17 protein-coding genes and 1 pseudogene are annotated in these 20,419 nt (G+C 41.9%); 7 read left to right on the forward strand and 11 right to left on the reverse strand.

Going from position 1 to position 20,419, the window contains the following annotated elements:
- Nucleotides 1-45: 45 nt before the first annotated feature.
- The 6 genes from BLW54_RS03190 to BLW54_RS03215 form a co-directional block, all read right to left on the reverse strand.
- Nucleotides 46-1,503, reverse strand: coding sequence for a glycoside hydrolase family 32 protein (locus BLW54_RS03190; RefSeq protein ID WP_244153465.1), 1,458 nt, complete (start codon nucleotides 1,501-1,503; stop codon nucleotides 46-48).
- Nucleotides 1,504-1,727: 224 nt separating this feature from the next.
- Nucleotides 1,728-2,225: a PTS sugar transporter subunit IIA gene (locus BLW54_RS03195; RefSeq protein WP_074733228.1), complete on the reverse strand. Its 498-nt coding sequence runs from the start codon at nucleotides 2,223-2,225 to the stop codon at nucleotides 1,728-1,730.
- A gap of 190 nt (nucleotides 2,226-2,415) precedes the next feature.
- Nucleotides 2,416-3,600, reverse strand: coding sequence for a methionine gamma-lyase (gene megL / locus BLW54_RS03200; RefSeq protein WP_244153466.1), 1,185 nt, complete (start codon nucleotides 3,598-3,600; stop codon nucleotides 2,416-2,418).
- 76 nt (nucleotides 3,601-3,676) lie between these two features.
- Nucleotides 3,677-4,870: an MFS transporter gene (locus BLW54_RS03205; RefSeq protein ID WP_074733229.1), complete on the reverse strand. Its 1,194-nt coding sequence runs from the start codon at nucleotides 4,868-4,870 to the stop codon at nucleotides 3,677-3,679.
- On the reverse strand, nucleotides 4,870-5,298 hold the full coding sequence (locus BLW54_RS03210) for a MarR family winged helix-turn-helix transcriptional regulator (protein ID WP_051744042.1): 429 nt from the start codon (nucleotides 5,296-5,298) through the stop codon (nucleotides 4,870-4,872). The genes BLW54_RS03205 and BLW54_RS03210 overlap by 1 nt, the downstream gene beginning before the upstream one ends.
- A gap of 492 nt (nucleotides 5,299-5,790) precedes the next feature.
- Nucleotides 5,791-6,156 (reverse strand): winged helix-turn-helix transcriptional regulator, encoded by a 366-nt coding sequence (locus BLW54_RS03215; protein ID WP_035506858.1) that lies wholly within the window; start codon nucleotides 6,154-6,156, stop codon nucleotides 5,791-5,793.
- 142 nt (nucleotides 6,157-6,298) lie between these two features.
- Between BLW54_RS03215 and BLW54_RS03220 the strand changes: the two genes are divergently transcribed.
- The 4 genes from BLW54_RS03220 (at nucleotide 6,299) to BLW54_RS20920 (ending at nucleotide 9,455) form a co-directional block, all read left to right on the forward strand.
- Nucleotides 6,299-7,471: an iron-containing alcohol dehydrogenase gene (locus BLW54_RS03220; protein ID WP_074733230.1), complete on the forward strand. Its 1,173-nt coding sequence runs from the start codon at nucleotides 6,299-6,301 to the stop codon at nucleotides 7,469-7,471.
- Nucleotides 7,472-7,918: 447 nt separating this feature from the next.
- Nucleotides 7,919-8,389, forward strand: a complete 471-nt coding sequence (locus BLW54_RS03225) for a hypothetical protein (protein WP_074733231.1) — start codon at nucleotides 7,919-7,921, stop codon at nucleotides 8,387-8,389.
- A gap of 318 nt (nucleotides 8,390-8,707) precedes the next feature.
- Nucleotides 8,708-8,914 (forward strand): hypothetical protein, encoded by a 207-nt coding sequence (locus BLW54_RS20915; RefSeq protein WP_244153479.1) that lies wholly within the window; start codon nucleotides 8,708-8,710, stop codon nucleotides 8,912-8,914.
- 70 nt (nucleotides 8,915-8,984) lie between these two features.
- Nucleotides 8,985-9,455, forward strand: coding sequence for a DUF2935 domain-containing protein (locus tag BLW54_RS20920; protein WP_244153467.1), 471 nt, complete (start codon nucleotides 8,985-8,987; stop codon nucleotides 9,453-9,455).
- A 462-nt stretch (nucleotides 9,456-9,917) separates the two neighbouring features.
- Here the strand turns inward: BLW54_RS20920 and BLW54_RS03235 are convergent, their stop codons facing one another.
- Nucleotides 9,918-10,271, reverse strand: a complete 354-nt coding sequence (locus BLW54_RS03235; RefSeq protein WP_035506866.1) for a DUF2200 domain-containing protein — start codon at nucleotides 10,269-10,271, stop codon at nucleotides 9,918-9,920.
- A gap of 340 nt (nucleotides 10,272-10,611) precedes the next feature.
- Between BLW54_RS03235 and BLW54_RS03240 the strand changes: the two are divergent.
- Nucleotides 10,612-12,200: pseudogene (locus BLW54_RS03240) on the forward strand (FAD-dependent oxidoreductase).
- A gap of 107 nt (nucleotides 12,201-12,307) precedes the next feature.
- Nucleotides 12,308-13,213, forward strand: a complete 906-nt coding sequence (rarD, locus tag BLW54_RS03245; protein WP_074733232.1) for an EamA family transporter RarD — start codon at nucleotides 12,308-12,310, stop codon at nucleotides 13,211-13,213.
- 132 nt (nucleotides 13,214-13,345) lie between these two features.
- Here the strand turns inward: rarD and BLW54_RS03250 are convergent, their stop codons facing one another.
- Together BLW54_RS03250 and BLW54_RS03255 are read right to left on the reverse strand one after the other, a co-directional pair.
- On the reverse strand, nucleotides 13,346-14,311 hold the full coding sequence (locus tag BLW54_RS03250) for an NAD(P)/FAD-dependent oxidoreductase (protein WP_074733233.1): 966 nt from the start codon (nucleotides 14,309-14,311) through the stop codon (nucleotides 13,346-13,348).
- A 236-nt stretch (nucleotides 14,312-14,547) separates the two neighbouring features.
- Nucleotides 14,548-17,700, reverse strand: coding sequence for an efflux RND transporter permease subunit (locus BLW54_RS03255; RefSeq protein ID WP_074733234.1), 3,153 nt, complete (start codon nucleotides 17,698-17,700; stop codon nucleotides 14,548-14,550).
- 113 nt (nucleotides 17,701-17,813) lie between these two features.
- Between BLW54_RS03255 and BLW54_RS03260 the strand changes: the two genes are divergently transcribed.
- Nucleotides 17,814-18,659 carry a TetR/AcrR family transcriptional regulator gene (locus tag BLW54_RS03260; protein ID WP_074733235.1) on the forward strand — a complete coding sequence of 282 codons (846 nt, stop codon included), beginning with the start codon at nucleotides 17,814-17,816 and terminating at the stop codon, nucleotides 18,657-18,659.
- 27 nt (nucleotides 18,660-18,686) lie between these two features.
- On the opposite strand, the gene BLW54_RS03265 is transcribed toward BLW54_RS03260, so the two are convergent.
- A complete protein-coding gene (locus BLW54_RS03265; protein ID WP_231622345.1) occupies nucleotides 18,687-19,145 on the reverse strand; it encodes a hypothetical protein in 459 nt (152 codons plus the stop codon).
- Between the two features lie 31 nt (nucleotides 19,146-19,176).
- Complete coding sequence (locus BLW54_RS03270; protein WP_074733236.1) at nucleotides 19,177-20,397, reverse strand: NAD(P)/FAD-dependent oxidoreductase; 1,221 nt, start codon at nucleotides 20,395-20,397, stop codon at nucleotides 19,177-19,179.
- Nucleotides 20,398-20,419 lie beyond the last annotated feature (22 nt).

Here is a 20,419-nt window from a genome sequence, read left to right on the forward strand (position 1 = left end):
TACCATATTCATCCTTTAATCAGAAAGTCGGCCTTTTTTTCTCCCCTATCGATATTGGTATCCACTCAATCCCCACTTTTCTACAGAGAATGTCGTAGCCCCTAATGATGTAAAGAGAATGTGTTCCTCATTAGGCTGAGGGTAAATCCTTGAAGTGAACACCTCTTCTCCTTCGTTCACAAATACTTCCAAAGAAGAATGGTCAATAAACAGACGGAGATTTTTTAAATCTCTGTCTAATAAGACACGACGAAATTCCGTTTTCGATTTGTCCTCCAGGTGAGGGCGCGAAAGCGTAAGGACATCATCCTTATAACTTAAGGAAGCATACTGGAAGAGTTCGATTGCAAATTGATCCTCCAGTTCATCAAATTCCAGATTCAATTCAATCGCTCTTCCCTGGACTCCTCTCACCGCTTTTTGGTCATTTTTAATGGTCACGGATGAATGCATCAATACTGGCCCGCGCATTTCCTTAAGCTCTGGTACTGGCGCTTGGATGATCTTCTTACCATCCCATTTAAGCTCTCTGGGGATGGTCATACAATGAATCCAATGGTTCTCGACGGTAGGGTGAGCCTGTTCATATTGATCCGGAACTCCCATCCATCCCACAAATAACCTTCTCCCTTTCTCATCTATCATTGTTTGTGGTGCATAAAATTCGAACCCCCGATCTAATTCTTGAAAATGACCGTGAGAGAACTTCCCTTCTTCTTTATTTAACTCTCCTGCAAAGTAACCACTCTGATATGTATTAGCATAGTTCATCCCATCTGCTTCCAACCCCTGAGGACAAACGATTAATAAGTCTTTGCCGTCTAATTCAAAAAGATCCGGGCATTCCCACATACACCCAAATTCCCCTAAGCCGCCTTGTTTGCTTCCAGCAATGGGACCGACCATTTCCCAATTCCGAAGGTCATTAGAGGAAAACAGGAGAACACTTCCTTGTAGATCTTCCGATTGGGCACCCACAACCATGTACCAAATTTGGTCTTCCTTCCATACTTTTGGATCCCGGAAGTGAGCCGTGTACCCAGCTGGAGTCTCGATAACGATGCCTTTCTTCTCAAAAGTTACACCGTCCTCGGATATGGCTAGACATTGGTACTCTGTTTCAGGCTTCTGTTCTCCATCGATATTTCCTGTATAGAAAAGGTGCAATTGATCGTTATGGATGACCGCACTTCCAGAATACACGCCGCCTTGATCAAAGACTTCAGACGGGGTTAAGGCTATATTTTCATGTTTCCAATGGATGAGGTCGTTCGATGTATAATGGCCCCAAAACTTTGCTCCATGAGCTGTTTCAAAGGGCATCCACTGATAGAAAAAATGATAAGTCCCTTTCCATTGAATCAGTCCATTTGGATCGTTCATCAGTCCGACCGGAGGCATATGGTGATATTTTTGCCTATATGGATCGGATTCTACCGTTTCTTTCTGTTTTAAAATTTCGTTTTCCGCTGCTCTTCTTAATTGCACATCACGGTTTGTCAATGTGACGACCTCCTTAGATTGCACTTCTCCTATTATTCCTTCCCTCATTATAAGCCCTCTATGGATGGTTACCAAACACCTCTTATAATCTTCGTTCGCTCCTCCCTAGGAGCCGTTATTTGAGCAAAGGACATAACGCCCTTTCTGAAGTCAATTGCTCGTTTTCAAAAATGAACGATATAAAAAAGCCTGAGGTATGGTTATGTTCCTCAGGCTCTCCCAGACTATTTCGTTTTCACCGTGATAATCGTTGATTCCCCAGCATGTGCTCCATCCATATATGAAGGATGAAACTGTTCGACCCTATCATCATAATTCGTAATGACGACAGGGGTGATCGTGCTTTTTGCTTTTTCTCTTACTAGATCCATATCAAAGGTGATTAAGTGATCACCAGCGTTCACTTTATCACCTGTTTTGATATGCCCTTCGAAACCTTCCCCTTCCAAAGATACCGTTTCAAGGCCGATGTGTACAAGCACTTCCACACCAGATTTTGTTTTGATTCCTACCGCGTGATTGGTGGGGAACAGTTGGACAATTTCTCCTGCTACAGGGCTTACTACTTTTCCACCCGTCGGTTCTATCGCTACACCATCACCCATCATGCGTTGACTGAAAACAGGGTCATCCACTTCATCAAGTGATACGACTTTTCCATCTAGAGGGGCAACCATTTGCTCCTCTACACTCTTTTTACCGCCAAATAACTTCTTTAACATCTCCATCGTCCCTTTCTGTGGCTCTATTTTTTATCTTGATCATATAGTCAACCTGCTATTACTTTTCCCTGTGACCTATTGGATAAACACCAACCGAAACGAACCCTCATTCCTTAGAGCATCCCTCCTTGTACATGTAAAAAGCCGCTGCCTAAATAGACAACGGCTCCTTGGTAGGAGGGTAATAAAATCAAACCTCATTTAACGCATAAACTAAATCTCCCCATATGTCATCCAGGGCCTCCAACCCAACAGATAGGCGAATAAGCGAATCGCCTATTCCCATTTCTCGCCTTTTCTCTTCTGGTACAACGGCATGAGTCATTGTAGCTGGGTGTTGAATAAGAGTTTCTGCGTCTCCTAAACTTACAGCAATCTGAATAAGACGGAGACGGTCCATGAACTGCTGCGCTTCCTCTTTTGATCCTTCTAATTCAAAAGCGAGCACCCCGCCGCCTGTTCTCATCTGCTTGCGTACGATGGAATGATGCTCATGCTCTTTCATTCCTGGGTAATAGATATGCTTAATTTTGGGATGTTCCTTCAATTTCCGTGCGATTTCATCGGCGTTTGAACTGTGACGATCCATACGAACATGCAACGTCTTAAGCCCCCTTAATAAAAGCCAAGCATCAAATGGAGAAAGAATACCACCAATATCTTTCTGTTGTGACATGGCAAGGTCATCCATAAAGGCTTTTTCTCCTACCACAAGACCTGCGATGACATCTCCATGGCCACCGATATATTTCGTGGCACTGTGCAGCACAATGTCACATCCTAAATCTAACGGACGTTGTAAGTAGGGGGTACAGAAAGTATTGTCCACAACCACAGGAATGCCATATTCTTTAGCGACCCGTGCGACCATGGAAAGATCTATCATTTTCATCGTAGGATTGATGGGGGTTTCGATAAAAATGCAGCGGGTTTTTTCGGTGATTCCATTTCTTACATCTTCTTCTGTTGCCATGAAGCTGAAGTCATGGGTAATCTTATATTTCTCTTCAAACATTTGTAACAACCCATACGTACAACCATACAATCCGTTCGAACATAATACATGATCCCCCGTTTTGGTGAGGGCAATCAGCACGGCTGAAACGGCGGCCATTCCTGAAGCGAAAGCCAGCCCTCTCTCCCCACCTTCGAGCACAGCAATGCGATCTTCAAGCGCTCTAACGGTTGGATTACCGAGCCGTGTGTAAATGTAGCCCTCTTCTTCCCCCGCAAACCTTCTGGCTCCTTCAGCTGCTGTACCAAAAGAAAATGTGGAAGTTTGGAAGATTGGTGTCGCCAAACTTCCGTAACCTTTCTCCGTTTTTTGTGAACCGTGAATCATGTCTGTTTCCATCCGGTTCTCTTTTTCTTTCAAAACCGTCTCCCCCTTCACTGCTTTGTAAGCGTTTTCAATTAAATCTTAACAAAAAAAGGAGGGAAAGTCCTCCTTCTTATCTACTATATTCAACCTGCTGACCTTTGTTCGTCCGTACCTTTCGACCATGCAGTAGAAAATAAAGACCAACAGCTCCAAAAACGATAAAGGAGCTATTAAAGTAAAGGGAAGAAAAACCAATCCCTGTTGCGATGGCTCCCACTACATAGGATCCTACTCCCATACCAATATCAAAAATCGTAAAGAAGGTGGCCGTTGCTGCCCCTGCCTTTTCTGGGACTTTCTTTAGGGCAATGGTCTGCATACTAGGGACGAGTGTTCCCCATCCCAGACCAATTAACCCTCCTGAAACCAATAAAATGAAGGCGGTATTGGAAAAACTAAGGGTCAGTAAACCTACACCAAAAACAATAATAGATGGAATCACAATGACATTTTCTCCATACTGATCGAACCATTTACCGGTAAATGGTCGAGAAACTAGCAGGACCAGCGCATAGACGACAAAGAAATAAGTGGCTGCTTCTGCCAATCCAAGTTGATTCGCATAGACAGAAACAAAGGATAGTACGCCCGCATAGGCAAGCGCCATCACCGCGCCAGTCAGGGCAATGGGAATTACAGGTTTTTCTAAAAGCGTCTGCATGCTCGGCACTAAACTTCTCTGAGCCGGAACCTTTTGTTCAACCACACGGGTGACAAGACCTGATAGAAACGCAATTGTCGCCAAACCAATACAAACGATAAACATCACGGTAAAACTAGCTTTCTGTACAAGCGTCAATCCTAAGAAAGGACCGATGACCATGGCAAAATTCATCGACATGGCGAAATAACCAAGTCCTTCTCCCTTTCGCTGTTCAGGAATGATGTCCGCAGCAATGGCTCCTAAAGCAGTTGTTCCCATACCAAAACCAATCCCTTGAATAAACCGGATGACTAATAGAGCAGAGAATGATTCGAACCACAAATATAAGAAAGTGCTCCCGAGAAAAATACTTAAGGCCGTGATGACCACCGGTTTTCTTCCAAACGATTCTGTCCATTGACCTGAAAGCGGACGAATAAAAATGGCAGCAAGAAGAAATACAGTAATCACTAATCCCGCTTTCCCTTCTGCAACACCGATAGATTCCATAGTGTAAATGGGCATGGTAACAAACAATAAGTAAAAAACTAAGAAAACGAAGAAGTTACTTGCACATACGTTCAAAAAACTTCCTGTCCATAAACGAGGCTTATTTTCCATCAGCATTTCCCCCTTTCTTCAGCAATCATTCGTGAAAGTGTAAGCACATGGCTTTCTAATTCTTCTTCTCTATCCTCCCCGAAACGACTCAACAGGCGTTCTTCCGCCTGCTGAATCGCCTTTTGCCAATATGGATAGCGTTTTAGCCCGGCTTCGGTCATACGAATATCATTTGTACGTTGATCTTCGCTTTTATATTTTTCAATATATCCGAGGCTTTCAAGCTTCGCAATAGCCCTCGATAGTGGAGGGGCCTCGATGTTCAGACGCTCTTTAAGTTCTGCTTGAGTCAGACAGCCCTCATTGGAATGAATTTTGAACAAAATCGCCCAATGAGACATAAAGATGTCTTCCCCTTCTAACGCTTCATTCAAATACTGATTCAAATTCCTGGACAACTGTTGGACATGGTGAAAAACTAAGCTCATGATAGCACCTCCATTTTATTACCTAGGTAACGTTTCCAATAAAAAAAGCGCTCTCCTAATGAGAACCCACTGAAAAATAGTATCATAAATCTTCGAAGTTATCTATACTCTGTCCTTTGTCGAGAAGAACGAATGAAACCTAATCATTTGTATGGAAGTGCTCCATCCTATTCCATGATCGCCTCTTCTTCTGTATTCGCTTTAGAGAAGACCACTCCTTTCTTTTACTAAGACGTCCAGGGAATAGCCCCCTCTTTTTAAATCATTTCTTTTATAACCTCGTACACCCCTTTGTATAGCCACCCTTTCCTATTCATAAATGGTTATAATTCTAGGCACAATAAAAAGAGGCCCGCCAACATGAGCCCCTTTTCTTCATGAGGTTCCATCTGGGATAAGAATACTTAAACACTGAAAACCTCTCATTCTCCCAGCATTCCTCTAATCAACATTTACATTTCCACTCTTTAAAACCATCCTAGTGACCTGGATTTATAAAATAGAATAGTGGACATCCTCTTTTTCTTTCCCAACAGTGTCAATATATGCGCGTCCCCACTGGTACATGGACTCTAAGATAGGAATTAATGACTCCCCGTGTTCAGTAAGAGAGTATTCAACTTTTGGAGGTACGACTCGGTAGACTTCCCGGTGAATGAGTTCATCTTCTTCCAATTCTCGAAGCTGTTTGGTAAGCATTTTTTGTGTAATTTTCGGCAGCATCCGCTTTAGTTCACCAAAGCGTTTGGTCCCTTCTTTTCCTAAATGCCAAAGGATAATCATTTTCCATTTGCCTCCGATTAAAGCCAATGTCAGTTCCTTTTCACAATTGAATTCTCGCACTGATTCCTTCGTCATTTGTATTCCTCCAATCGAAAATGCCCCAATAGTATCATTCATGATACTATGTGCTTTTAAAGTGCGTACTAACATCATACTTCTAAAAGATATACAATGAAAACCGTAACAGATCATCATTACAAATAAGGAGGCTTTTATTATGAGTCGATTCACGATCCCGCGAGATATTTATTTCGAGGAAAATGCCCTGGAAGTGTTACGGTCATTGGAAGGGGAAAAAGCCGTACTTGTCATTGGAGGAGGTTCTGTTAAAAAAAACGGAAACCTTACAAAAATTCAGGAGCATTTAGCTGCTGCCGATATAGAAACAGAAGTATTGGAAGGATACAACACAGAGCCTACCGCTGAAATGGTAAAACAAGGGGCGAAAAAACTGGAATCGATAAAGCCTGATTGGATTATTGGCATCGGGGGCGGCTCTGCCATGGACGCTGCAAAAGCGATCTGGCTCTTTTATGAGCACCCGGACCTGTCATTTGAGGATGCCACTAAACCTTTTGAACTTCCACGCCTTCGGACTAAAGCAAAATTTGCGGGTATTCCGACTACCAGCGGAAGCGCTTCTGAAGTTTCCAACCTTTCTGTTGTAGCGGATGAAAAGACGAATATTAAATACCCATTGGCAGATTTCGAACTAACCCCAGATATCGCAATCATTGATCCGGTCATGATCGAAAGCCTGCCCAAACACATCGCTGCTTATACTGGCATGGACGCGTTCACACATACGATCGAATCTTATGTTGCTAAGCCTCGGACTGTCTATACGGATATCCTCGCCCTTGGAAGCGCAGAAGTGATCAAAGAGAACTTACTCGCTTCTTATCAAGGCGACCAAGAAGCTGCCAAACAAATGCATAGTATTCAAGCTATGGCTGGAATGGCGTTTGCGAATGCGGTGCTCGGAAACGTGCATAGTCTGGCCCATAAAAGCGGCCCGACTTTCAACATTCCACACGGCTATGCCAATGCGATTTACTTGCCGTATGTGATTCAATTCAACCGTGCTGTTGTGGAAGATCGTTTTGCAACGATTGCCGAACGTCTAGGACTTAAAGGTGAGACAGACGCTGAATTAACAGATGCTCTTATAGAGTATATCTACCAATTAAACAAAGACCTCGGACTCGCCACTACCCTTCAGGACTACGGCGTTTCGGAAGAAGATTTCAACGAACACCTCGATACTATGGCGAAAAACGCAATGGATGACCCATGTACGAGTACCAATCCGCGTGAAACATCTTTAGAGCAAATGAAGAACCTTTATAAGGCTTCATTCTATGGACAGGAATCCTTAGTCACTGTATAAAAAAATAGAACCCTTATAAAAAAACTGAGCTTAGAAAAATAAACTAAGCTCAGTTTTTCTCTTATGAAGAGATAATACTATAAAGTAACCTCCCTCCAATCGTGTTTTTACTTTCTTACCTCCCCCCTGATGAATCAGATAATTTTCCGAATATTGAAATATTAGTAAAACTCAGCGCAACTTCTCCTTTCTATTTTATTTTATTGAATCAAGCATTTTTGAGCCTCATTTCTTAATCAAATTGGACTCCACGAAACTCGTTGGAGGCGCAAGAGCATTTCCTTCAATTTAAGGGAATCATACTCAACTTTATTCTTTCCTCATTAATAAACTTTTAGGGATAAATGCTCTGTGAAATGTATGTGAATTCACAAGAGTTAAAGGGTTGAATAAGAGAATTGAACAGAACATAAGATTTCACAACAGCTTTCATAAGGAGGAGGATTTTTGAAAATCTTAAGAAATGGCATCGTTTGGATTGCACTGGCTGTGGTTTCAGTTATAGGGATAGCTGTATATAGTTACTATCATTATAATTTTTCGTTAGATTATGAATCCCAACAGAATAAGGAATGGGCCGGGGAAGAAAAAATGGAACCACAAAAGGATGATGCAACAACCGAAGATCTTCTTGTAAAGTTATTACGGCCAAAAATTAATAAAATCGTAAAAAATAAAGAAGGTGGAAACGTTCATTGGACATGGAATAAAATAGAAAGTTTATACTATTATGACCATTTGAATAAAGGCACGACCATTAGCAAGGATAAAGATTGGTTTGAGCTCACAGCGAGCATAAATGTGTCATCCAAAACGTCAGAAGACCCCCTAGGGAAAAGAATTCAATTGAAAATCACCCCCCCTTCAGCAGGAGAGAATATAAGTGATACGACCATACAATTAATTGGTTATCAATGATATTTTTGATTTTCCTTATTCCTTTCATTTTCTGCCCTCTTCCTAGCAACTGGCACACTATATGAACGTTAGGTATATATTAAGATATTTTAATTTCCATGGATTGAAGCTCTTTTATCTCTCGTGATAAGTCTCCGATGTTTGATTTGAATCTATTTTAATCAGGTCAAAGATTTTGAGAATATTCCTCTGTTCTTATCATACGGTTAATTGACAGGTTTTGCTTAGGAGGTCATTTATATTAGGAACCATTATGAAATATCCATTTATGAAGAACATAGCTTTTGGCTTGAAATTTTAGAGGATCATGCCCACTTTATCCACGACTTCTTGTCCCCCTCAGAAATAAAATGGGTTAGGATAGCCTCACAGTTTATTCAAGGTTTTAAACAATTGAGACAAAGGTTAAAAGGGATGTCAGAAACTTTACCCGACAATTCCCCAATCATGATAAATTTTGCACGAGAAAGTTATCAGGTAGCATCCTCCTACTTCAACACTCCAAAGTCTTCGTATTTTAAATAAAGTCAATTTAAACCTTACCCCTACTTACTTAAATGGGACCTTAAATGAAAATCAAGAATACCTTCGTCTATTGAATTATTATGTTCTCGGTAAAAAAGCAGATGAATTGTCCCTTGTCCACTTACTGGACTTATGGTTAGAAGATCAACTTGGCCACGCTCTTTTATTACAAAATAGTTTGGATCCTATTGAGATTCCCTTGGCCAAAGAAGCAGAATTTTTCATACAAGGCTTTAGAGCACATATGGTAAAAAACCATACGATCAAGGGATATTTGCGCTTTTTGGAGAATGGATTCCCTGGTCAACAACTTTTTTCAAAACAAGTTGGTGAAACAGTTGCCGGATTCAATCAATTAGTTGAGAAAGTGATCCTTTTATATAAAAATGATAACGTTTTCAACCGGACGACTCTTCGTTTTTTAGAACACCATTTCCCTGAATCCTGCTATTTTTTAATTAAACTCGCTAATTTTGAACCCGAACTAAAGGCTCTAGCTAAATGCAGTCTTACAAAACCATCTTTTCATTCTCTTCCTTAAGTGCTTTAAACTCCTTAACTACTTGATCAAAAGTCTAAAGCCACACCCTAACGGTGAACTAGACAGGTTTCAGAATTCCCTTATCCCTAGCAGCAAGTGTTCCTAATCATTCAAAAGACAAAAAAGAAATTCCTCCCATAAAAAAGCTCTCTCTCACAGACTTTAACCAAAAAGAATTTCTTTACTAGGATAGTTCCAGGATCAGGAGTTTGTTTGGGCACACGCCCTCGACAGTATAGCCAAGCTTTATTAGTAACGGAGCTTATAAGAGTTCTTCTATCAATCACTACATGTTATGTCGTCTATTCTATTGCAATTCGCTTAACTTCTCCCCCTTTTTCAATGAATAATTAAACGATGGCTATTCCTCATTTACATCAATTTTAAGATAATTATTTATTCAACAAAAAACACGGATTCTATTTATCGTTTATAAATGGAATCCGTGTTTTTTGGTTTTAATTATGATTTCCGCAAAATCTTTTCCATCGCTTTCCCCTTTGCTAACTCATCGATCAGCTTATCCAAATAACGAATTTCCTGCATCGTTGATTCTTCGATGTCTTCTACTCGCACACCGCAAATCACACCTTTAATCATGGCACGTGAAGGATTCAGTTGAGGAGCTTCTGCAAAAAAGGTCTCAAAGTCTGTCTGTTTTTCCAGATGCGCTTCTAGCTCTTCCTGGTTATATCCTGTCAGCCAACAGATGATTTCATCGACTTCTGCTTTCGCGCGGCCTTTTTTTTCCGCCTTCCTAACATAATGGGGATACACATTTGCGAAACTCATTGTATAAATCTTATGTTTCGTCATGCTACATTTCTCCTTTCATTTTTTTGATTCATTATTCCCAATTATATCATTCATCGTTCTATGATTTTTTGCTTATAGCTGCCTTTTGAAATTACTCCTCCGCTAAATTACGATCGATATATCTTTTATAAGCTGCTTCTTCATTTTGTAACCTTTAAATGGATAAAAAGGCCAAGGAAGAATCACCTTTCCTTACGGCCCGGACAAAAGACAAAGAGAATATTTCATTATGATTCAGGACTATATACGTGTTCCAAATTCCTCAAAATCCCATGGAAAAATACATGAAACTCCTATAGCAGGAAAGACTGAAAGAAACGAGTTATTCAGGAGGTAACTTATGGAACAGCAGGATAGATGGACAAAACCAGAACCTTTATGGCGTGAGGAAATTTCCTTACCTAAATTTGAGGCATTGAACGAAGATAAGGCAACAGAGGTTGCGATTGTAGGAGGAGGAATCACCGGGATCACCACAGCTTACCTCTTAGCCAAGGCTGGCAAAAAGGTAACCCTCTTAGAAGCCGATGAATTAATGAATGGGACCACAGGCCATACAACAGCCAAGGTTACGGCACAGCACGGATTAATCTACAATGAATTGATCCAACACTTTGGTGAAGAAGAAGCATCCTTATATTATCAGGCTCAAATGGATGCCTTACAATCCATGGAAGAATGGGTAAAGAAATACGAGATCGATTGTAATTGGGAGAAAGAAGATGCCTATTTATATGCCACCACCCAAAAAGGGGCTCATAAACTAGAAAAAGAATTCGAAGCCTATCAAAAACTCGGCATCCCAGGCGGGACACAGGATGCTTTACCTTTTGATGTAGAGACTACGAAAGCACTCAGCATGAAGAATCAAGCTCGCTTCCATCCAATTAAATACTTGTTAGCCCTCATTAAAGAGTTTACTAAAATGGGGGGGAAATCTTTGAGCATACCAAGGCTGTTGATTTAAAAGAAAATGACCGTATCGAAATTGAAACCGGCAAGGGGCACACCGTCGCTTGCGAAAAAGTGGTCTCCTGTAGCCATTTTCCTTTTTACGATGGGAAAGGCTTTTATTTCAGTCGAATGTATGCAGACCGTTCTTACGTCCTAGCTATTGAACCAAAAAAAGATATTCCGGATGGTATGTATTTATCGATTGATGACCCCAAGCGCTCGATAAGGACTGCCGATTATGAAGGGACTCCTGTCCTGCTGATAGGTGGGGAAAGCCATAAAACCGGTCAGGGGGTTGACACTTCTTTCCATTATAGGGCATTGGAAGAATTTGCAGCACAAACCTTCGGTATCAAAAAGAAAGTCTTTCATTGGTCGGCACAGGATCTAATCACATTAGATAAAGTACCTTATATCGGCCCAATCACCCGGAATAATGATCGTGTTTTTATTGCCACAGGCTTCCGCAAGTGGGGAATGACAAACGGGACATTAGCCGCAAAATTGATTGGTCATTATATACTCGGCGAAGATTCTCTTTTCCATAAGCTATTTCAACCGTCTAGATTCAAATCAGATCCAAGCATGAAACAATTCTTGTCCCAAAATTTCGATGTAGCCGCCCACCTTGTCGATGGTAAACTCGAACTAGTGGCAGATCGACCAAACTCCTTAAAGAAAGGAGAAGGAATGCCTGTCCAATGGCATGGAGAACGAGCGGGTGCTTATAGAGACGAAGAAGGGAAGCTGCATGTTTTAGACACCACCTGTACCCACATGGGGTGCGAAGTGGAATGGAACAGCGCTGAACACACTTGGGATTGTCCTTGTCATGGTTCCCGCTTCAATTATGATGGGGCTGTAGTTGAAGGGCCTGCCGATAAACCGCTAATGAAGATTGCTATCGAAGAAAATCATGAAGTTCCTCCCCACATGAACGAAAGTAAGCAAGACGAGCATGGAGAACAACCTTAAGCATTGCACGGCCCGATGCGGGCTGTGCATTTTTTCTGCTTCTTCTTTGAATGGGTGATATAATAGAGCGGATATTATACACCTTACACGACGAAAGGGTCCTCTACATGATAAATGAACAAAAAATTGGTACTCTATATACTTCTGGCGCCTACATTCTCTGGGGAATCCTCCCCATTTATTGGAAGTTGATTCAGGAGATTCCGGCCTTTGAAATCCTTTCTCACCGGATCGTCTGGTCCTTCATCTTCATGGGGCTGATCATCCTCTTGACACGTAAACATAAAGCCTTTTTAAAGGAACTTCGGCAAATCGTACAACATAAAAAACAGTTGATTGGAATTACACTCGCCTCTGTTACGATTAGTATCAACTGGGTGACCTACATACTAGCCGTCAATACGGACCATGTCATTGAAGCAAGCCTTGGCTATTATATTAATCCGCTTGTTAGTATATTGCTTGGCATGATTGTACTGAAAGAGAAATTCTCAAAGGCCCAGTGGCTCGCCTTTTTCCTAGCCGTGCTGGGTGTTGTTTATATGACAATAAACTTCGGATCCGTTCCCTGGCTTGCTTTATTACTGGCTTTCAGTTTTGGAGCTTATGGTTTATTAAAAAAACTGGTCCCCCTAAATGCCCTGTTCGGCTTGACGATCGAAACATTAATCGTCACTCCTTTAGCGATGGCCTTTCTGTTCCAACAACAGAGTGGACAATGGTCTACCATTGACTTCTGGTCACTGACAACTATACTCGTTTTCGGTGCGGGGGTTATCACCGCAATTCCTTTGCTATTATTTTCAGCAGGTGCCAAAAGGATCCCGTTATCCATGGTCGGATTTCTGCAATATATTGCTCCAACCATTATGCTAGTCATTGGCGTTTTCCTTTACGATGAGCCTTTTACGAACGTTCACGCTGTATCTTTCACGCTCATCTGGGCAGGTCTTGCCGTTTATACCGTTACAAGGATTAAGCGGTTGAAGAAATATGAAATGAAGGCAAGTTGACGGGGATACGAAGAGTAGTAAGAAGTACAGGCATCACTTATTACTTAACCATTTCTATTCCTATCGTTTAGAGTGGAAAGGGGTCCAGGGAAAATCCTGAACCCCTTTCCGATCAACAAAACGGATGAATCACTACCAGCTTAGGTAGGCAGCGGCATCTTTTCCAGAAAGATAGGCACTTTCAAACCTTGTCCGGCCTGCTTCATCATTCAACCGCAGAAAAGCATCCCCTGCTACAACTAGACGCCCATCACCTGAGAGATCAATAAACGGCTGTCTTTTGACCCTCCGTGCTTGAGCATATCTCCAGCGTTTCAATTGTTCAGAAAGCGCCTGATTCCAATCAAAGTAATCAGCTAGTTTCTCCTTTATTAATGACATCACATAATCTTCTCCATAGTGCTTTCGTGACCATTCCGCTTCCATATAAACGCTTACAACAACATCCGAGGAAATACCTTTCTTCTGGTGATCAACTAAGCGCTCCACCCCTTCCGCCAGTCCTTTATCCACATGTCCATCTTCAGGCAATTTTGTCTGCTCTTTAAATTGAAAGATTCCAACATAGGTAGGTTCGAAGTAAATATCTTTGATTTGTTTCCATTCTTCTTCCACAACGTCCAGCGGGCTTTTTTTGATAAGTTCCACAATTTGGGGTGCAGGCATAGTCAATAAAACTTTATCTGACTGCCATTCCGCTCCATCCTCACTGTAGATCCGGTATCCTCCCTCGTTTTCGATAATTTTGACCACTTTTGTATGTAGGGACGTGCAGATATCCGAGGCCAGATGTTTCGCAAAGCCGCTCATCCCTTGAACAGCAGTGTATCGTGGATAGTGATCACCGAACCATCTTTTTATCCATCCGCATTTCAACCATTCCTGAACCTCTTCCTCCAGTTCATCCGTTCTCACCGTAAAAAATTGTGCCCCATGATCGGCACAACCACCGGCTATTCTCCTTGTTGCTAAGCGCCCTCCGACACTTTCTCCTTTATCTGTCAGCAGAATATTCTTACGCCCTTGCTTGATCAACCTTCTAGCCGCTGTGATCCCTGCAAGTCCAGCACCAACAATCGTTATTTCATAATGATCCATCCCACCACACCTCCAAAAAGCAATAATGAAAGAGAACCTTCAAACGATGACTAATAAAACACCTTCTTCTCCAACTTTTGATTTATCGAATTCCATGAACTAAGACCTTGAGAAGAAAGACAGGAGCTGTATAAGTACCTCCTCCCCCATATCGGACATGCACGCATTCCATGTGATCCTTTCTTAAAAAAAGAACACCCTCAACTATATGGAGAATGCTCTTATTCTACCAAATTCTATTCGATAGTTTTTGTCTTTTTCTGTCTACGGAACTTCGTAAGTGTTTCATAAACAAGCGGAACTATTAACAGTGTCAATAATGTAGAGCTTGCCAGGCCGCCGATAACGGTCACGCCAAGCCCTTTACTAATAATAGAACCACCTTCAAATCCGAGCGCAAGCGGCAGCAAGGCCCCAATGGTCGCAAGTGCTGTCATCAAGATCGGACGCAGTCTTGTCATGCCGGCATCAAGTAACGCTTCACGTGTTGAGAAGCCTTCTTTTTCTTTGAAAATGACTCGGTCAATTAAGACAATCGCATTTGTAACCACGATTCCAATTAACATTAATGCCCCAATCATGGCTGAGATAGACAGGGTTTCTCCACTGATCAGTAATCCAAGTACCGCACCGATAATCGTAAACGGCAAGGAGAACAGAATCGCAAGAGGCGCTAATCCCCCGCCAAAGAAAATGACAAGGATCAAATAAACAATCGCAATGGCCGCAAGCATGGCCAAGCCTAGTTGAGAGAAGGATTCCTCTATATCTTCAGCTACACCACCTTGAGTGATTTCCACACCTGATGGAGTGTCGATTTCCTGTACTTTTTCATTCATACGCTGGGAAACAGCCCCAACATCGTCTACCGTAATTTCGGCACTGACACTTGCATAGACGCGGCCGTTACGACGTGTAATTGTATCAGCAGTCGTTCCCTCTTCCACTTCCACAAGTTCACTTATAGCAATAGATTGACCGGTCGGAGATGTGATTTCTTTCTCTGTTAGATCTTCAATCCCATGGATGTCCTCTTCTTCCACTTCGAGGTAAACATTCATTTCATTTCCATCACGTTCCACTGTCGTGATCACAGGCTCCTGGCGATTTTGACCAAGTTCCATGCCAATTTGAGCCGCTGTAAGCCCAAGCTCACTTAAACGATCGTGATCAGCTACAAGTGTGTATTCGTCATAAGATTCAGCAAGGCTTGAATCTACATTCCTCAAATCATCATCTCTTGAAAGAACGTCTTCAACCTCTGTTACTACAGGCTTAATTTCTTCAATATTTTCTCCATACACACGCATTTCAAGTCCATTACTTGAACCTGTACCAGAGAAATCCTGGCTCGCCCATTCGCCTTGATCCGTTTGTTCATTTAACCCATCGATCGCTTCTTGAGTTTCTTCAGAAAATCCCTCCGTATCTTCCGAGTACTCTACAAAGAACAACGCTTGATTGGACGCTCCTGGACTCATCGGGTTTTCACCACCGACCGAGTACTGAATCGTTTCCGCACCATCACGGTCCATGAAGAATTGCTGGGCCTCATCTGCAATACGTTCTACATCATCAAGGGTCTGTCCTGGTTCTGGGTTATATGTCGCCATAATCATTTTCTGTTCCTGATCAGGAAGGAAACTCGTTCCCACGAAAGGAAGCAAAGCAAGACTTCCTCCAAGTACAAGAATAGCAATAATACTGGAGATGATTTTATGGTTTAACGTACTATTCAGCACTTTTTTATAAAGGTAAGCTAGTCTACCAGCCCCTTCTTTATGTGGACTCTCCTTAATCTTCGATTTTTTCAAAAGAGCATGAGACAACATCGGTACAATAGTCACAGCCACCAATAAGGAAGCTAATAAAGCAAACACAACGGTCAGCGCAAAAGGAAGGAATATCTGCCCCACCATTCCTTCTACCAGACCTAAAGGTAAGAAAACAGCAATCGTAACAAGAGTAGACGATAAAATCGGCATAAACATTTCTCTTGTAGATTCACGAATCAGAGCTTTGCCTTTTAATTTCTCATCAGGTAAAGACATCCGCCTGTAAATGTTCTCCACAACAACAATCGAATCATCCACCACACGCCCGATTGCAACGGTCATTGCTCCAAGGGTCATGATATTCAACGTGATATCCATCCAATTCAGGAATAGAATCGCGATTAATAGAGATAAAGGAATGGAAATAATCGAAATCACTGTTGTTTTTATATTTCGTAGGAAAAGCAAAATAACAAGAACAGCGAAGATTCCCCCAAACAACGCTTTATTCAGCATTGTACTGACAGATTCCTCAATAGGCTCACCTTGATCAAAGGAGTAAACGAAATCTACACCATCCATCTCACTTTGGAAGGCTTCCGTTTCTTCTTTAACTAGATTGACAACATCCACAGTGTTGGCTTCTTGAGATTTAACGATTTGCAGGGAAATAGAATCCTCACCATTGGTACGAGAAATCGATTCAGCCTCACCAATCACTTCAATATCAGCAATTTCCTCTAAGCTGACGGTCGGGACCCCATCCATCTCAGGCTCAGGCATGTCCATTTGCCCCTGGCTGCTTTCAGATGGCGGTGCCTGTTCCATCCCCTCTGATGGCATAGATTGTACGGGTGCGTCTCCCCCACTCGGGATAGCCGGAATTCTTAATTCCTTCAATTCTTCCACACTAGACAGCTGTCCATCTAGAACAACTGATTTTTGTGTATCATCAAAAGTGTATAAACCCAGCGGAAAAGAGACGTCCGATCCTTGAATGATATTCGTAATTGTCTCTTGATCCAGCCCGCGCTCACTTAACGCTTCTTCATCTAGATCAATACGAACTTCTTTCAACTGTTGACCGGAAACTTGAACGTCGGCGACTCCTTCTAGTCCTTCAAGGGCAGGAACAATGTCTTCTTCCACCCTCTTTGTCAGTTCTTCCAGTGATCCATCTTCATTCACAGCGCTTAAACTAATCACTGGAAAAGCATTAAAATTCAGGCGGGACACCGTAGGTTCTTCCGCTTCTTCCGGCAAATTCACCTGGTCCACCGCCTCTTGCAATTCATCCTCTGCTTCATCTAAACTTTTATCAAAGCTATATTCCAATTGAAGAGAAGACGCATTCTGAAACGAAGAAGAATTAACAGTCTTCACACCACTCAAATTGCTGACTTGCTGCTCAAGCGGCTCTGATATTTCGGCAGCCACTTCTTCTGGCGTAGCCCCCGGATATGTCGTCGACACCGTAATAATCGGTGGATCGATATCAGGTATAGTTTCAAGCTTCATATTCAATCCTGCATATAAACCGGCAGCGGTAATCAGAATGGTCATCAGCCAAATAGCAAATTTATTATTCATCGAAAAATCGATGATTTTTTTCATCATTACTCTCCCCTTTATTGACCAGTTAGTCACAACAACTTACAATATATATGACCATATAGTCATCGGTCAAGGGGAAATACCTACCTCTTTAGTTTTGAAGGAGCGAAATTATGGAACAAAAATCAATATATATCATAGAACAGTCGATTAAACTGTTTGCCAAAAAAGGATTCAGCTCAACTTCCGTCCAAGAAATAGCGAATGCATGTGGCATTTCAAAAGGCGCATTCTACCTCCACTTTAAATCAAAGGACGCCCTGCTATTTGATATTTTTAATTATTATTATCAAAGGATCCAGGTCAGGATTGGAGAAATCCAACAGCTAGATGCTGACGATCGAACCAAATTCAAAAAACAATTGGAAGTGACCTTCGAGGAACTGAAAAACCATAGAGAGTTCATTATCATGCAGGTGAGGGAACAAGCCATTCCGTTTAACGAAAATATAGAAAAGTACCTTACTCAAATGAGGGTGAATTCCTACCTCTTCTACAAACGGCATTTAGAGAATATTTATAAAGAGCGAGTGGGACATATCGTATGGGAGATCAGTTTAGCGCTTCAGGGGATGTTTAAAGCTTATATGGATTTAATTATTATCGAAGGAGCAGACTTGGATTTAGCTGCCTTATCAGATGCCATGTTACGTAGAGCAGACTATATCGTCGAAGGGTTCGAAAACCACAATGACCAACCAGTCATAACTGCTGAAATCATCCAACAGGTTCTTCCCCTGAATGTACAAGATCAAGAGAAAAATCTTTTGATTGAGAAGTTACAGGAGTTGGCGAATGAAGGGGATCAGGATGTAAGAGATACCGTAAATGTAGTAACAGAAGAAATCAACAGAGAGCGCCCCCGCCCAGCTGTCCTAAGAGGAATGCTCTCCAACCTGGAAAATTCCTCACGATTTACGGAACCTGTTCAAAAGATCAAAAGGCTTTATCAAATATAAAAAGCTCAGGCGCTTCCTGAGCTTTCCTCATACTTTTTCTGCCTCTAGAACTTCATCAAGAATGGGATAAACAGCTTCTATCCCTTCTTCAGCTACCAGACAAGCGACCCCAAGGGGTGTTTCCCAAAAAGAGTCTGGGATATAAGGGTTTTTGAGCGCCGCCGGCTGATAAAGAGATCGATAAATCCGGTTTAGGTGGCGACGCGTTTCATCAGGATCTCTTTCCTTTTCCCCACGGGCAATCAAAAATACATAACGCATGGATTGAAACAAATTATCCCCAGGCATAAACGTATATTCCTTAAAGAACTTTAACTGATCTTCTGCCTTTTCTTTCATTCCTGTTTTAACAGCCAAATCCTCTAAGTGACCTTGCAGATGGTTGTACACTTGTTGAAAGACTCTTCTTTTCTCATCCTGCATCACACGATCCGTATAAATTTCCTGCATTTTTTCAAATGCAGTTTCTTTTGTCCATTCCACCATTATCACCTCACTACTATATTCGATTCTTTCTTTATGATTCCTTTTTAAAACCGAAGTGTTCTGCTTCCATTTCAACAGCTTGATGAAGAAGAGGGAAGTCTGAAGAATCTTCCTCCAGATGCTTAAATAAGTTCGGGAGCATTTGATTCCAGACCATTGGATTGGCAGCGATGGATTGGAAAAGGGCCACTTCATTATCCGTCCACTTTCTTAATGATTGGATGTAATGGAGAGTCATTTGAAAACCAGGCAACAGTTGTCGGTCTCTTTGTTTCGCAAATTCAGCCATCACCTCCGTCCATAGGGACCCCTCATCAATTTGAAGAATGGCATCGGCAAGGAGAAAGGACTGCATAAAAGCATCATTGATCCCAAGCCCTGTACAGGGATCCTTACTATGACCCGCATCTCCAATCAGGGCCCATCCTTTCCCATATGCCGTGCGGAAAAAATTCGGCATGCCGGGAGTTCCGATAATTTTTCCTTCCAGCCGCGCATTTTTTAGTCTTTCTTCCATCCGATAAAATTGATTAAACGTTTGTTTAAATGTGAATTCCGGATTTTTCATCATTGGCTTAAACTCTTCCGGGTGAACCTCTATCCCTAAACAGTCCCGTCCAGGCTCCATGGGGAAGACAAAACCAATTCGCCCCTCATGAAGGAAAATTTCTGTCACTGGTTCTGTTAAAGGGGCGACTCCCTTGAAATATCCATAAACCACCGGACGTATTGGATCCGTACTTTGATATTTTTCAGCCCCTGCCCACCGAGCGATATTTGAATTTTTCCCATCTGCTCCTACAACCATTTCAGCATAAGCATCTTGCAACTCTCCATTTACTAGAAGTTTGACACCAATGACTTCCTCCTCTTCCCATATCAGCTCTCTCGCTGACGTCTGGGGCATGAACTCCACAGAAGAAAACTTTTGTGCTTTTTGGATGAGAAGATGATCAAGCTTGTCTCTTTTAGGAATGATTGTGTAGGAGGTTCGCGGGCCTTCGACAAAGCTGCTTCCTATATATGTACGCATTCTACCCACTTTTCTTAACCCTGTATGCTCCAACTGTTCCAAGATCCCTAATTTATCCAGAAAGCCTGTATGTGACATGAAATGTGTGGAAAGGGTATCGCTGGGAAAGCTGGCTTTATCAATCAGCAATACTTTTTTTTCCATTTTTCCTAATAATATAGCTAAACTGGCACCCGCGGCTCTGGCGCCAACAATGATGACATCGTAATACTCTTTCATGATTGCACTCACCTTTATCTGT

The sequence above is a fragment of the Halobacillus karajensis genome (assembly GCF_900108515.1).
Lineage (GTDB): Bacteria > Bacillota > Bacilli > Bacillales > Halobacillaceae > Halobacillus > Halobacillus karajensis.